Origin of the sequence: Amycolatopsis lurida (genome assembly GCF_900105055.1) — a bacterium.
Lineage (GTDB): Bacteria > Actinomycetota > Actinomycetes > Mycobacteriales > Pseudonocardiaceae > Amycolatopsis > Amycolatopsis lurida.
This window is the reverse complement of record NZ_FNTA01000004.1, coordinates 5,177,041-5,190,935: the sequence shown is the minus strand read 5'-3', so window position 1 is coordinate 5,190,935 and position 13,895 is coordinate 5,177,041. Positions and strand designations below refer to the sequence as shown.

Annotated in this window: 16 protein-coding genes and 1 tRNA gene; 9 read left to right on the top strand and 8 right to left on the bottom strand. The window is 68.9% G+C overall.

Annotation, left to right across the window (positions count from 1 at the left end; genetic code table 11):
* Positions 1-48: 48 nt before the first annotated feature.
* Positions 49-783, top strand: coding sequence for a DUF2786 domain-containing protein (locus tag BLW75_RS30025; RefSeq protein ID WP_034305686.1), 735 nt, complete (start codon positions 49-51; stop codon positions 781-783).
* On the opposite strand, the gene BLW75_RS44225 is transcribed toward BLW75_RS30025, so the two are convergent.
* Positions 780-1,067 carry a CPCC family cysteine-rich protein gene (locus BLW75_RS44225; RefSeq protein ID WP_241783248.1) on the bottom strand — a complete coding sequence of 96 codons (288 nt, stop codon included), beginning with the start codon at positions 1,065-1,067 and terminating at the stop codon, positions 780-782. The genes BLW75_RS30025 and BLW75_RS44225 overlap by 4 nt on opposite strands.
* Positions 1,068-1,117: 50 nt before the next feature.
* On the opposite strand from BLW75_RS44225, the gene BLW75_RS30015 reads away from it, so the two are divergent.
* Both BLW75_RS30015 and BLW75_RS30010 read left to right on the top strand, forming a co-directional pair.
* Entirely contained in the window at positions 1,118-1,870 is a 753-nt protein-coding gene (locus BLW75_RS30015; protein WP_091598600.1) for a GNAT family N-acetyltransferase, read from the top strand.
* 41 nt (positions 1,871-1,911) lie between these two features.
* On the top strand, positions 1,912-2,634 hold the full coding sequence (locus BLW75_RS30010) for a class I SAM-dependent methyltransferase (RefSeq protein WP_034305688.1): 723 nt from the start codon (positions 1,912-1,914) through the stop codon (positions 2,632-2,634).
* Here the strand turns inward: BLW75_RS30010 and BLW75_RS30005 are convergent.
* Together BLW75_RS30005 and BLW75_RS30000 are read right to left on the bottom strand one after the other, a co-directional pair.
* Entirely contained in the window at positions 2,631-4,004 is a 1,374-nt protein-coding gene (locus BLW75_RS30005; RefSeq protein ID WP_034305985.1) for a UTP--glucose-1-phosphate uridylyltransferase, read from the bottom strand. The two genes, BLW75_RS30010 and BLW75_RS30005, sit on opposite strands and share 4 nt — an antisense overlap.
* Before the next feature lie 205 nt (positions 4,005-4,209).
* A complete protein-coding gene (locus tag BLW75_RS30000) occupies positions 4,210-4,782 on the bottom strand; it encodes a 5-formyltetrahydrofolate cyclo-ligase (RefSeq protein ID WP_091600008.1) in 573 nt (190 codons plus the stop codon).
* A 218-nt stretch (positions 4,783-5,000) separates the two neighbouring features.
* On the opposite strand from BLW75_RS30000, the gene glp reads away from it, so the two are divergent.
* The 5 genes from glp to BLW75_RS29975 all read left to right on the top strand — a co-directional run bounded on the left by glp (position 5,001) and on the right by BLW75_RS29975 (position 9,194).
* Entirely contained in the window at positions 5,001-6,272 is a 1,272-nt protein-coding gene (gene glp / locus BLW75_RS29995; RefSeq protein WP_034305692.1) for a molybdotransferase-like divisome protein Glp, read from the top strand.
* Complete coding sequence (locus BLW75_RS29990) at positions 6,272-6,943, top strand: GNAT family N-acetyltransferase (RefSeq protein ID WP_034305695.1); 672 nt, start codon at positions 6,272-6,274, stop codon at positions 6,941-6,943. The genes glp and BLW75_RS29990 overlap by 1 nt, the downstream gene beginning before the upstream one ends.
* A 161-nt stretch (positions 6,944-7,104) precedes the next feature.
* Entirely contained in the window at positions 7,105-7,923 is an 819-nt protein-coding gene (gene sepX / locus BLW75_RS29985; RefSeq protein WP_034305697.1) for a divisome protein SepX/GlpR, read from the top strand.
* 72 nt (positions 7,924-7,995) lie between these two features.
* Positions 7,996-8,068 (top strand) — tRNA-Ala (locus tag BLW75_RS29980).
* Positions 8,069-8,198: 130 nt separating this feature from the next.
* The gene (locus BLW75_RS29975) at positions 8,199-9,194 is read left to right on the top strand and encodes a phage baseplate protein (RefSeq protein WP_034305701.1); all 996 of its coding nucleotides are present in this window, start codon (positions 8,199-8,201) and stop codon (positions 9,192-9,194) included.
* 48 nt (positions 9,195-9,242) lie between these two features.
* Here the strand turns inward: BLW75_RS29975 and BLW75_RS29970 are convergent, their stop codons facing one another.
* Entirely contained in the window at positions 9,243-9,659 is a 417-nt protein-coding gene (locus BLW75_RS29970) for an SgcJ/EcaC family oxidoreductase (RefSeq protein WP_034305703.1), read from the bottom strand.
* Between the two features lie 28 nt (positions 9,660-9,687).
* Positions 9,688-10,869: an acyl-CoA dehydrogenase family protein gene (locus BLW75_RS29965; RefSeq protein ID WP_091600006.1), complete on the bottom strand. Its 1,182-nt coding sequence runs from the start codon at positions 10,867-10,869 to the stop codon at positions 9,688-9,690.
* 211 nt (positions 10,870-11,080) lie between these two features.
* Between BLW75_RS29965 and aroF the strand changes: the two genes are divergently transcribed.
* Positions 11,081-12,130 carry a 3-deoxy-7-phosphoheptulonate synthase gene (aroF, locus tag BLW75_RS29960; RefSeq protein ID WP_034305708.1) on the top strand — a complete coding sequence of 350 codons (1,050 nt, stop codon included), beginning with the start codon at positions 11,081-11,083 and terminating at the stop codon, positions 12,128-12,130.
* Position 12,131: 1 nt separating this feature from the next.
* On the opposite strand, the gene BLW75_RS29955 is transcribed toward aroF, so the two are convergent.
* From BLW75_RS29955 to BLW75_RS29945, 3 genes are read right to left on the bottom strand one after another with little or no spacing between them, the layout of a single operon-like run.
* Positions 12,132-13,391: an MFS transporter gene (locus tag BLW75_RS29955; protein ID WP_034305710.1), complete on the bottom strand. Its 1,260-nt coding sequence runs from the start codon at positions 13,389-13,391 to the stop codon at positions 12,132-12,134.
* Positions 13,388-13,735: a VOC family protein gene (locus BLW75_RS29950; RefSeq protein ID WP_034305713.1), complete on the bottom strand. Its 348-nt coding sequence runs from the start codon at positions 13,733-13,735 to the stop codon at positions 13,388-13,390. Before BLW75_RS29950 ends, BLW75_RS29955 begins: the two co-directional genes overlap by 4 nt.
* Positions 13,732-13,893, bottom strand: coding sequence for a hypothetical protein (locus BLW75_RS29945; RefSeq protein WP_034305716.1), 162 nt, complete (start codon positions 13,891-13,893; stop codon positions 13,732-13,734). Before BLW75_RS29945 ends, BLW75_RS29950 begins: the two co-directional genes overlap by 4 nt.
* Positions 13,894-13,895 lie beyond the last annotated feature (2 nt).

Genomic DNA, 13,895 nt, shown 5'->3' with positions numbered 1-13,895 from the left:
ACCTCTCTCCTAGATTGATCCGTTCCAACCCAATCAGGAAGGAGGGCCATGCCCGACCATGACACGCTGCTCGCGCGCGTCCGGAAACTCCTCGCGAAGGCGGAGGACCCGGCGGTCACCGAGGCCGAAGCCGAGTCGTACAACACCAAGGCCGCCGAACTGATCGCCCGGTACGGCATCGATCAGGCGCTGCTGGCCGCCTCCGGGGCGACCGCGGACGAGATCACCCAGATCATGATCCCGCTCGACAACCCGTACAGCCGGGACAAGGCGGGGCTGCTCACGAACATCGCGCATCCGCTGCGCTGCCGGGCCCTGCTCCACCGGCTCGGCCAGTCGGTCACCGCGGTGACGGTGTTCGGTTTCCGCTCCGATCTGGAACGCACGGAGCTGCTGTACACGAGCCTGCTGCTGCAGGCGACCACCCAGCTGACCCGGGTCCGCCCGGAGAACCGGGTGTTCGCGGGCGAATCGCTGGCGGCGTACCGGCGCACCTGGCTGCACGGGTTCTCCGGCGCGGTCTACGAACGGCTTCGCAACAGTGAGGACACCGCCGCCAGGACGCATACGGCCGCCGCCGGTCACCGGTCGGCCGAACTCGTGATCCGGGACCGGACGGCGATGGTCAAGCAGGCGTACGACGAGCAATACGGAGATCTGCGCTCGGCGCCGCCGAGGCGGTTGTCCGGCAGCGGCTACCTCGACGGGCATTCCGCCGGCGAGCGCGCCAACCTCAACACCACCGGTATCGCAGGACGGCGCCGCGCGCTGCCCGTGCGCTAGTCAGCGCTTCCGCCGGGAGAGAACTCGTCCGGTTCCGGCGGCCGGACATGGTGAACATGCGCCTCTTCGCAGGCACCGTGAAGTTCGAAGTTCAGCCGAGCAACCGTGAGTGACAGGCGTCCGTTGGGGCCGCCTCGGACGACGTCCGCGTCGTGATCATCCTGCCCATCGTCCTCCCAGAAGCAGACAGGGCAGATCTCATACGCACCGCGCTCGCCCACCGTGAGACAGCCACAGCAAGGACAGGCGTGCACCCCGTCGCCTGACCCGCGCTCCCCTCGCATACCTGAAATCTATCTCGTGAGAAAAGCGTGTCCTCGGGTCTACTGAGGGCATGATCGTGATCGAAGACCTGGCCACCCGGCCCGACTTGCGTGAACCCGCGCTCGCCCTCGGCGGTGTCGGCGGCGAATTCCTCCAGCACGGCCTGGCGGGCCTGCTGGCGAAATCGTCCCACCTGGCGGCCCGCTGGCCGGAGTACTTCCTCGTACTGCTGGAAGACGGCGTACCGGTGGCGAGAACCGCCGCCGTCCCGGTCGGCTTCCCGACGGCCGAACGCCCGGAGCTGCCGGACCACGGCTGGGACGCAGCCCTGATCTGGGCCGCGGAAGATCTGATGAGCACCCGTGAGACGAAGACACTGGTCGCACTCGAAGTACTGGTCGCGCCAGGCCGCCGCGGTGGCGGCCTGGCCGCCAAAGCGTTGCAGGCATTGAAAAAACGCGCCTCAGAAACAGGTATGCGCAAGCTCGTCGTGCCGGTCCGCCCGGCCGGGAAGGAGAACGAACCAAGACTGTCCTTTCAGGACTACATCGCCCGCCGTCGCGCGGACGGGCTGCCGGAGGATCCGTGGCTGCGCACGCATGAACGGCTCGGCGCACGGTTCATGAAGGTGGCGCCGTTCGCGATGACGGTCACGGGCACCTTCGCTCAGTGGAAGGCGTGGACCGGCGTCGAACTCCGGGACGGCCTCACGGCTGTGCCGGGCGGGATCGCGCCGGTTCTCGCCTCCTCGGCGCTGGACATCGGCGTCTACGTCGAACCGAATGTCTGGTTCGAGCACCTGGTGGGTCCGGCGAGACCGTAAATCCGTGGCCCGCGAACCCGTCCCGGAACTATCGTCGTCCAATGCCTGACGCGCTCTTCGCCCACGCCCGGCTCGCACCGATCTACGACGCCTTCGACGGCGCTCGCGACGATCTGGAGCACTACCTCGGCATCATCGGCGAACTCGGGGCGAAGAGAGTGCTCGACGTCGGCTGCGGCACCGGCTGCCTGGCCGTTCTCCTCGCCGAACGCGGGATAGAGGTCGTAGGGGTTGATCCCGCGGAAGCGTCACTGGAGATCGCGAGGGCCAAAGACCCGGGCGGGAAGATCACCTGGATCCACGGCGACGCGAAAGCGGCGGGTGACGCCGGCGCCGATCTCGCGGTGATGACCGGGAACGTGGCCCAGGTCTTCCTGACCGACGTCGAATGGCGCCGGACGCTCGAAGGCATCCGCACCGCGCTGGTGCCGGGCGGTCACCTGGTCTTCGAGATCCGGCGCCCCGGGCGCCGCGTGTGGGAGGACTGGGCCGCCGACACCGCGCACGACGTCATCGACGTCCCCGGCGTCGGCGAGGTCGAGCAGTGGCGCGAGGTCACCGAGGTGAACCTCCCGTTCGTGTCGTTCCGGTACAGCTACCGGTTCCCCGACGGCGAGGTCGTCACCTCGGACTCGACGCTGTGGTTCCGTGAACGCGAAGAACTGGAAACCTTGCTGGCGGAGCACGGTTTTCGCGTCCTGGACGTCCGGGACGCCCCGGATCGTCCAGGACGCGAATACGTGTTCATCGCCCAGCGGCGCTAGAGGACTTCGCCGTCCGGAACGGTTTTCGACCCGGTGATCTTCACGTCTCCGCGGACGACGACGTTCTTCCCGAAGGTGACGTCACCGTCCACCGAGAGGCTCGAGCACTCCTTCAGCGAAGGCGCGGAAGGGATACGCGCGTCGAAGTCCGGCAGGAGCTTGTAGAACTCCTTGCTCAGCGACACGACCGGCGGGGTGGTGGTGAACTCCGGGATCATCTCCCCGCTCTCGTCGAGCACGTACGCGTCGGACCGGACGACGAGCAGGTCGTCGGTGGTCTTGACCGGCGCGAACCGGGTCCGCGGGATTTCGATGGCCCGCGCGCCCTCGACGGAGCCGATCGCCGCGCCCATCGCCGTTTCGAGCTGGATCACCGGCGTGCTGGCCGCGTCGGCCGGATCGACGGTCTTCCGGTTCACGATCAGCGGCAGCCGCGGCGCGGCCGGGTCGGTGTCCTGGAGCCCCTTCAGCCGTTCGAGGTCGACCCAGATGTTGTTGGTGTTGTAGAACCGCCACTTGCCGACGTCGCCGAACGAGTCGTCGCCATCGGGGACCTGCGCGGATTCCCGCAGGACGATCCGGCCCGCGCGCCGCGCGAGGTGCCCGCCCTTGCGGTCGGCCGCCGTGCCGAGCACCGTCTCCATCGCGAACGGGATGTTCTCCTTCGCCAGCCACGCGGCGATCCGCGCGTCCGGCAGCGCGCCGAGGTTGTCGGCGTTGGACACGAAACACCAGCGGATGCCCTCCGCCAGCAGCGTTTCGAGCATCCCGCTCACCGCGAGCGCGATGTAGATGTCGCCGTGCCCCGGCGGGCACCACTCGAGTTCCGGGTTCGACGGCCATTCGGCGGGCCTGCCGTCGGCGGTGATCTTCGGCTCGCGGCCCTGCAGGAAGTCGGCCGGGATGACATCGTCGGCGAGATCGGGGTACTTCTTCAGCAGCTCCAGCGAAGGTCCGCGGGTGCCCGCCGAATTCATCAGGATCAGCGGAAGCCGCGCGCTGTACTTCTCGCGGATGGAGAGCACCTGCATGGCGATGACGTCGAGGAACGTCTTGCCCGGTTTGATCTCCAGCAGCGACTTCGGCCCGGTGAGCCCCATGCTCGTGCCGAGCCCGCCGTTGAGCTTCAGAACCGCGGTGCGGTCCAGGACGCGGCGCCCTTCTTCGGCGTTCGGCTCGGGCAGGTCGACGAGCCTGCTGATGTCCTCGAGCGGTTCGAGTTCGCTGCCCGGCAATTGGCCGGCGCCGGGTTCGGACAACTGCTCGAGGCGCCGCCGCAGGGCCGCCAGCTCCATGGCGTGGGCCCCCGCGGAACGCATTTTCGACAGCGTTTCGGCGAACTGATCGGACAGGTGCGCGTCAGAGCTCATTGTGCCCTTTCTGAACCACTGCGTCGGGGCGTCAGTGTCGTTGGTGAACCCGCGACCGCGATCGACGTCGGCGGGACGCGGCCTCGTCATACCTGTGACGGTGACGAGCAGGGCGCCCTGCCACCGCGATAGCGGGGCCTGCGGCCGGGGCGGGTTCACGCTCAGGGTCACTTTCCCGGCTACGTCTCAGCTCCGCGAACAGGCGTCAGTCTATTACCGGTCGCGGCGCCAGGCCGCGCTCCGGGGTCAGTACCCCGGTCATGCGGACGTCATGCGGTTCCGCGGGCAACTCCCGCACGAGTTCGGCGTCGCGGACGACGGCGATCAGCGCGGCGTCGGGCGCGGCGAAGGAGAGCGACCGGTCGTAGTACCCGGCGCCCCGGCCGAGCCGAATTCCTTCGTCGTCGACGGCGAGCGCGGGGATCAGCACCACATCGGCCGTCCCCAGCGTGTCGGGACCGAGGCGCCGCCCGGTCGGTTCGAGCAGACCCCGCAGCTTGCCGGGCCCGAGACTCGACGGCCCCTCGAACGCGGCCCATTCCAGCGGCCCCGGCGTGTCGGGGACGATCGGCAGCAGCACGCGTTTCCCCTGGTCGACAAGTTGATCAAGCAGCGTTGTCGAACCCGGCTCGGTACCGAAGGGGACGTAGGCGCACACGACCTCCCCCGGCAACCGGGCGGCCGTGGCGGCGAGCGCCACCGCCTCCCGCACTCGCACTTCGGACACCAGCGAACGTCGTTCGGCGGTTATCCGGGAACGCCACTCCGCTTTGCTCAGGTGTTCATTGCCAGGCTCGACCACGCGGTCAGGTTAGGCTTCACGCCTATGACAGGCGCAGCGACCACCCCGGCGGCACGGACCACGAGGAGCTTGCCCGATCGGGCGATTTCCACGGCTTCGGACCGCATCACTCCTGGTAACGGTGGTGAACTTCAGTTCACCGACGGGCCCACATCGCGTGCCTGGTCGAACGAACGGATCGAGATCCCCCAGTCATGACGGAGCCCATCGCCGAAGCGGCCGAGACCGAAGACGCGGGACAGTTCCGTTCCGTCGAGGATCAGATCGCGCTGACCCTGGACGCCGCGGTGCGCCCGCGCCCGGTCCGGGTCGCCATCTCCGAGGCCCAAGGCCTCCTGTGCGCCGAAGAGGTCGTCGCCGAACACGCGCTGCCCGGTTTCGACCAGGCCGCCGTCGACGGCTACGCGGTGCGAAGCGTCGACGTCCGCGCCGCGGGACAGGAGCCGGTGCAGTTGCCGGTGGTCGGTGAGATCGCCGCCGGCTCACGCCAGCCGCGCCGGTTGCAGCCGGGTCAGGCCGTGCGGGTCGACACCGGCGCGCCGCTGCCCACGCTCGCCGACGCCGTCGTCCCGACCGCCTACACCGACGGCCACCAGGCCAAGGTCACCGTGCACAAGTCGGTACCGTCGGCGGGCTACGTCCGCCGGACCGGCGAGGACGTGCAGATCGGTGACGTCGCGGTACGCAAGGGCGACACCATCGGCTCGGCCCAGGTCGGCCTGCTCGCCGCGGTCGGCAGGGCGAAGGTGCTGGTCTACCCGCGGCCCCGGGTTTCGATCGTGTCCGTCGGCGACGAACTGGTCGACATCGACCGCACCCCGTCGGTCGGGCAGGTCTACGACGTCAACTCCTACGCGCTGTCCGCGGCCGCACGGGACGCGGGCGCTGAGGTGAGCCGCGTCGGCATCGTCCCCGGCGACCCGAAACGGCTGCGGGAGGTCGTCGAAGGCCGCCTGCTGATGTCGGAGATCGTCGTCGTCGCGGGCGGCGCCGGCGGAAGCGCGGGTGACGAGGTGCACGCGGCGCTGTCCGACCTCGGCCACATCGACATGACCCGCGTCGCCATGCACCCCGGTTCCGTACAGGGCTTCGGCAGGCTCGGCCCCGATTCGGTGCCGACGTTCCTGATCCCCGGCAACCCGATGAGCGCGCTGGTGGTGTTCGAGGTCCTGGTCCGCCCGCTGATCCGCGCCGCGCGCGGCACCCGCAACCCGCACCGCCGCATCGTCGGCGCGCGGCTGCTCTCCCCGATCACCTCCACCAAGGGCCGCAAGGGTTTCCTGCGCGGCCAGCTGCTGCGTGACGAGGGCAACGGCGAATACCTGGTGCAGCCGCTCGGTACCTCCGGCGCGCATCTGCTCGCGTCACTGGCCGAGGCGAACTGCCTGATCAACATCGACGAAGACCTCACCGAGGTCGCCGCGGGCGAGCAGGTCAAGGTGACCTTTCTCGCCCAGCGGGCGTAATGGGCGCACCGATTTCCGGCGTCGCGTATCCGATCGAGAGCAGGCATCCGGGGTGGCCCGCGAAGCTGGGCCCGCTCCGGGTGCCCGCCGGGATCCTCGCCGTCCGGCCGGTCCGGTTGCGGGACGCCGGCGACTGGAGCCGCGTCCGGCTGCGGGATCGCGAACACCTCGAAATGTGGGAACCGACCGGCGTCGGACCGTGGCCGGATCGCAATGCGTACTGGTCGTGGCCGTCCCAGTGGCTGGCCTTGCGCGGCCTCGCCAGGCGCGGGCAATGCCTCCCGTTCACCATCACGGTGGATGGACGCTTCGCCGGACAGATCACTGTGGGTAACGTCATCCGGGCGTCGCTCCGATCCGCCTGGATCGGCTACTGGGTGTCGTCGGACATCGTCCGCGGCGGTGTCGCCACCGGCGCCGTCGCCCTCGTCACCGACCATGTCTTCGACTTCGGCGGGCTGCACCGGCTGGAGGCGACCGTCCGCCCCGAAAACACCCCCAGCCTGCGGGTTCTCGCCAAAGCGGGCTATCGGCAAGAGGGTCTTTTCGAGCGCTATCTCGATGTCGCCGGCGGCTGGCGGGACCATTTCTGCTACGCCGTCACCAAGGAGGAGACCGGTGACGGACTGGTCTCACGGCTCGTCGCGAAGGGCCTCGCGGAGCGCGTTTGACCCCGTCACCGGGTCGTTCCGGTGACCGCGTTACCACAAGCTGTGAGATTCACCTAATTTGGTGATGCATTTTCCGTGATCGAAACCGGCGAGTCTGCGCGGCGTGTGTGACTGTTGTGGCTAGCGTGACTACAGCAGTGGATCGGGGGAGGTGACGGGAGATGCCCAGTTCGGTGATCATCGTCGCGCTCGCAGCGGCATGGCTCGTCGTTCTCGTGCCCATGGTCGCCCGCAAGCGCCAGCAGGTCGCACGGACGACGGACTCGGCCTTGGCGGCGCGAGTCGTGCGGAGCGGGAGCACACGCCACGAGGGACCGGAGGAGTTCGCGATGGCGGAAAACACGGAACCATCGGTAGAAGACGACCTGGCCGAACTCGAGGCGGAGCTCGACGCCGACCTCGAAGACGAGGCACCGGAGGCCGAGCCGCTTCCCCAGCCCTCGCGCACGGCCCGGCCCGAAAGAGAACGCCAAGCCACCGGCTACCGGCCCGGCCGGGGCGGATTCGACCCGGAGGCGGCGGACATCGCCGCGCGCGCCAAATACGCGTTCCGGCAGCGGATCGTCATCGCCCTCCTGGTGCTGGTGGTCACCACCGCGGCCGTCGCCGGCTTCCTGACCCCGACGGTCTGGTGGGCCAACGGTGTCGTCGACGCCGTCCTCATCGGCTACCTCGTGTACCTGCGCCGCCAGGTCCGCATCGAGAACGAGATCCGGCAGCGCCGCCTCGCCCGCTTCAACAGCACCCGCGCCCCGCGCCGCCCGGCGGTCGGCGACGACGAAATCCACGAGTCCGGTGAGTCCCCCGAGGACATCGAGGTCGTCGCCACCGAACGCCCGGCCGTCGTGGAGCGCAAGCCGTCCCCGATGTCCCGCCTCCGGCGCCAGGCCGTCGTCGTCGACCTCGACGACGAGGACCCGGCCTTCCACGAGCTCGACGAGCCCGGGACCAGGCCTTTCCGCCGGGCCTCCGGAGAGTGACCCCCCCTCGTTCGAGGCTCCGTGAGCCACTGCTAAGCTCATGGAGCCTCAAATGAGGGGCAAGATTCGCCAGGGGCTGTAGCGCAGTTGGTAGCGCGTCTCGTTCGCATCGAGAAGGTCAGGGGTTCGATTCCCCTCAGCTCCACAGCAGTTCGAAGGCCCTTTCCAGGGATATGGGAAGGGCCTTTTTGCTGTCCGCACTGCCGCGTTGTACGGATCTTGTATGAGCGTGAACAACCTTCGATCGGACCGAAACCCGACGAAGGCGAGCGCTCATGTCCGAGCAGGTGCCCCCGGATCTTCCCCGATCCCCGTTCTCCCGACGTTCGCTGCTGCGCGCCGGCGGTGGTCTCGCCGCGACGACGGCACTGCTCGGCACGGGCGCGGTGTTCGCCGGGCCGGCTTCGGCCGCGGTGCCGGCGTCCAAGCGGTTCGACCTCACCCAGCCGTCCTACGACGAGTTCCGCAGCAAGATCCTGCACGAGTCGCACCACGTGATGCAGGGCTTCACCTTCGACAACCAGAATGTGCGCATCTTCATCGTGAACGCCCGCAACGGCGGGACCGGGGACGACCTGTGTGTCACGCAGGTCAACTTCTCCGGCGAGATCCAGGGCTCGATGCATCTCAACAACGCCGGGCACGGGGTGTCGATCGGCGTCGAACCGGTGGGCACCGACTCCTACATCTGGATGGAATGCGACTCGGACGGGCCGACCGGCACCGGCCGCGGGACGGCGCTGGCGAGGTTCAAGTTCGTCAACGGTGGCACGCCGTCGGTGAAGAAGTTCCTCACCGGCAGCGACACGATCACCTGCGCCACCGACCCGATCAACAAGCGGATCGCGGTACGCCGCAAGGAAGGCGGGAAGATGTTCTACAGCGTCTACCCGCTCGCGTCCGCCGCCGCGGGCAACTTCAGCTCACCACTGGCGCATTTCGCTCAGCCCGCGCTGTCCACCGTGCCGGTGACCTTCCAAGGGTACGCCATCTACGGCCAGTATCTGTACACATTGGACGGTGAAGGACACGCCGATCCCGCCGACATCAACTCCTACGTCACGTGCATCGACATGAACACCGGCACGGTGAAGAGCCGCGCGCTGACCAGGGCGGGGAAGTCGCTGGTGTTCCGCGAGCCGGAGGGGCTCGGGATCTACCGCAGCCTGGCCGGGGAGACCCGGCTGTACATGGGTTTCGGGTCGCGCAGCAGCATGGAGAACATCAATCGCTACGCGAACCTCTTCTACAAGAACGTCCTCATCGACTGAGACATCGAAGAGGCCTGTCCCCGGGGAAGGACAGGCCTCTTCGGACGATCACTTGTCGCGCGGGGTGTTCTGGTATGCGGCGAGACGCCACTCGCCGTTCTGGCGGGCAACGGTCCACGAGGCGCGGATCGCGTTGTGGTCGGCGACCTCGGACTCGCCCTTGTACAGCACGCCGCCCTGGGTCAGCAGCACCGCGGAGTCCGCGGAGAGGAAGCGAAGGCTGACGGGCTTGCCGGTCACCTGCGTTCCCTTGTAGTTGGTGGCGTAAGCGTCCTTGAGGAATGCCCGGATCTCTTCGCGCCCGTTGGCGAAGCTGCCGGCGAGGATCATCGTGCCGTCCTCGGTGAAGACGTCGGCGAACGCGTCCGCGTCGTGGTAGGCCCAAGCGGCGATGACCTTCTGGGTGAGGGCCGCGATGGCCGCCTTGTCCGCGTCGGTGACCTTGGCGGTTTCGGTGGTCGTCATGACTTTCCTTCCTGGAGGTCTCTGGGCGTCAGATGTAGAGGGTGTTCGGCTCGAGCCCGCACAGCACGCGCCCGTACAGCTCGTTGTTGGTGTCGGGGTGCATGAGCGCGTGCAGGTTGACCGCCTGGATGTCGCGGACGATGCGCTGGATCGGGACGTCGGAGAAGATCGACGACCCACCGCTGGCGTTGGCGAAGATGTCGATGGCTTCCTTGCTCAGCTTCACCGTCGCGCCCATGTCGGCGCGCGCCTGCACGCGCTCTTCGAGCTTCCACGGCGTGCCGTCGGCCGCCTTGCCGTCGACGAGCGAGGTCAGCCGGGTGGCGTGGAACTCGGCCTCGTCCAGCTTCAGCGTCGCGTCGGCGACCTGGTGGTGCGTCAGCGGCGCTTCGCGCTGGCTTTCGTAGGCGGTGTAAGTGATCTTGCGGTTCGGCAGGCGCTTGAGGAACAGCTCCTTCGCGGCCCGTCCGAGACCGAGGACACTGCCGACCGACGACGCCGCGGCGACCGGGAGCAGGGGTGCGCGGAAGATCTCCAGCCCGGCGTTGGCCGTCGAGGAGTACTGCCCCTGCAGGACCGCCGGCAGGCTGATGATCCGCTCGCTCGGGATGAACAGATCCTTGGCGACCGTGCTGACGCTGCCGGTGCCGCGCAGGCCACTGGTCGTCCAGTCGTCGACGATCAGCAGATCCGTCATGGGGACGACGCCCATGACCGGGTACGGCTCCGCGCCTTCCTCGACGAGGACCGCGATGACGACCTGCCAGTGGGCGTGCCGCGCGCCGCTGATGAAGCCCCATTTGCCGTTGACGACGATGCCGCCCTCGGCGGGCCCGGCGATCGCCGTCGGGCTGAGCGTCCCGCACACCCGGATGTCGGGCCGGGAGAAGACCTCGTCCTGGACCGCGTCCGGGAAGAGACCGGTCATCCAGCTGGTGATCCAGCTGACCGCGGTCGTCCAGGCCGGGGACGCGTCGGCGCGGCCCAGTTCCGCGGCGACCTCGACGAGTGTGCGGGTGTCGGCCTCGTAGCCGCCGTACCGCTGGGGCACCCGCAGCCGGAAGAGACCGGCCTCGGTGATCGCCTCGATCGACTCGTCGTGCAGCCGCCGGTTCTCCTCCGTCCAGGCCGCGTGCTTCCGCAGCGTCGGAACCAGATCGGTGGCCCGCTGGACGAGCTGTTCGCGAGTCGGGTTCTCGGTGTTCGACACCATTTCCTCCTAGCCGTGGAACCGGGTGAGCTGGTAGCGGGAGGACACCGGTCCTCGCGTGAACCTGTTCCGACGATCCCAGCCGGACGACGGCGTGACGTCTCTCCGATTGCGGCAGGTTTGAGGACGTGGGGTGCCCGGCGGCACGGAGACCATGAGTCGGGCCGGGAGAACTTCAGGCTCGCCCGCCGACCCAGAGGAGATCGTGGATATGGTCATCGTGATGACGCCGGACGCCACCGACGAAGAGGTGTGGGCGATCGTCGACCAGGTGGAATCCGTCGGTGGAAGCGCCTTCGTCAGCCGTGGGGTGAGCAGGACGATCATCGGGCTGATCGGCGATGTCGACCTGTTCGAAACCCTGAATCTCAGCGGGCGCCCCGGCGTCGCACGGGTGACGCGGATTTCCGCGAAGTACAAGCTGGTCAGCCGCGAACACCGGCCGGAAGGCCGGTCGACGGTCGTGGTCGGCGGGGTGTCGATCGGGCCGGACACCACGACCCTGGTCGCCGGGCCGTGCGCGGTGGAGACACCGGAGCAGACCCTCGAAGCCGCGCTGATGGCCAAGAAAGCGGGTGCCACTCTCCTCCGCGGCGGCGCCTTCAAGCCCAGGACGTCGCCGTACGCCTTCCAGGGGCTCGGGGAACTCGGGCTCCGGATTCTGGCCGACGTCCGAGCAGAGACCGGGCTCCCGGTGGTCACCGAAGTGGTGGCGCCGCACGACGTCGACATGGTCGCCGAGTACGCCGACATGCTGCAGATCGGCACCCGGAACATGCAGAACTTCGGGCTGCTGCAGGCGGCGGGCCGGGCCGGGAAACCGGTGCTGCTCAAACGCGGGATGAACTCCACCATCGAGGAATGGCTGATGGCGGCCGAGTACATCGCGCAGCGCGGCTGTCTCGACATCGTGTTGTGCGAGCGCGGGATCCGGACCTTCGAGACCTCGACGCGCAACACGCTCGACGTGTCGGCGGTGCCGGTGGTCCAGCGTCTTTCGCATCTGCCGGTGATGATCGACCCGTCGCATTCCGGCGGTCGCCGTGATCTCGTGCTGCCGCTGAGCCGGGCCGCGATCGCCGTCGGCGCCGACGGCGTGCTCGTGGACGTGCATCCGCACCCGGAGGAGGCACTCTGCGACGGGCCGCAGGCGCTGGTGACCGAGGATCTTCAGGAACTGTCGCAGGCGCTGGACGCGCTGGGCACGCTGATGGGCAGGCGTTCGATGATCGAGCCGTGGCGCCATCTTCGAGCCAGCTGATTCATTCCCGGCGGGCCGCGGCGTAGGCGGCGGCCGCCAGCGAGGCCGCGAAAAGGGCGTACGAGGCGAACAAGCCGGTGCCGGAGGAGCTCAACGCGCCACCGACGGCCCGGCCCAGCAGCTGCCCGACGCATTCCGCGGTGATGACGGCGGTCGCCAGTTCCGCGGCGGTGAAACCGCTCGAACCCGCGGTGGTGGCTCTGATGTACAGGCCGGGATAAGCGAGTCCGACGCCGATCCCGGCGACGGCCCAGGCGGCGAGAGCCGTGGCGAACGAACCGCCGAAGGTCAAGACGGCGGTGCCGAGCGCGGTCATGCCCAAGCCCACGACGGGAAAGCGGGCCGACGTGAACTTGGCGGCCACCAGGCTCGTCACCGCCCAGCCGAGCGGGGCGGCGCTCAGGACGATCGCCGCCTGCCCGAGGCTCACCCCGAACCCGCTCGTCAGGAGCACGGTGATGAGACTGTCCGCGCCGAAATAACCGATGGCGAACAGCACCATCGCGCCGAGCGCGGCGGGGGTTCCCGGCCGGAGCCGCGCGGTCCCCGCCGGCAGGATCGCGATCATCCCGGCGACGGTGATCGCCGCCCCGGCGAGCGCGAGCGGCCAGGAACCCCCGCTGAACACGACGAGCGCCGCTCCCAGCGGTACCGTCAGTGTCTTCGCGAGCGGCCGCTGCCCGTCCTCTGTGGACGGTTCGCCGCGGGCGGCGCGCACGACCAGCAATCGTCCGAAAAGGACGAACGGCACCGGGACCAGCAGGGTCCACCGCCAGCCGACGAGCTGTTCCAGGCCGAGGGTCGCGGCCGGGCCGACCAGTGCGGGCACGATCCACATCGCCGAGGCCGCCGCGACCACGCGGATCCGCAACCGGTCGTCGAGATGCCGGATCGCCGAGCTGATGCCGAAAATCGCCAACAGCCCGCTGGCCAGCCCGGCGGAGAACTGGCCGAGGGCGAACATCCACGCCGTCCTCGCCGTCGCGGCCAGGAGCAGCCCGCCGAGGTACGCGGCCATCCCGGCGGCGAGCGTGCCGCGCGGCCCCAGCCTGCCGAGAACGCGGCTCGCCAAGGGAAGCGCGACGAACAACCCCAGTGTCGAGCCGGCGATCAGGAGCCCGAGATCGTTCCTCGCGTCGAGATCGGCGGCGACGATCGGCAGCAGGCTGGAAGCGACGAAACCGGTGACTGCCGCCGCGAACTCGAGCGCGACGATGCCCACCGCGAGGAACAGCGGCCCCGCGCGCCGGGTCTCGGTCACGTGTAGAGGTCGCGGTCGTACAGGTTGAGCTGCACCCACACCCCGTCCGGGTCCTGGACGCGCATCGAGTGACCGAAACCTTCGTCCATCGGCGGTCCCGGCTCGAACCCGGCCGCCCGCAGGCGTTCCGCGACCTCCTCCAACGGTTCCTCGGCCTCGAACGCCAGCTCGCAACGGCCGACGTCGTCGCCGGAGGACCGGTGGATGGCCAGCATCCCGCCCGCGGCGGGCATCTCGACCCAGCCGCCGGGCCGCGACACGGGCCCGGTGCCGAGGCCGAGCGCCTCGTAGAACCGCGTCATCGCCTCGACGTCCGCGCTGTAGCGGATCGGCATGACCTTCATCGCTCACGTTCCTCACTGGTCCGCAGCAGGTACTCCTCCAGCACCCGTTCGACGAACGACGAGAGCGACTCGTCGGCGTCGACGGACGCGTGCTTCACCCGCTTGATGAGGTCGTTCGGCAGGTAGACGTTGAATTGCCGCTTGGTGACCTCAGCCATGC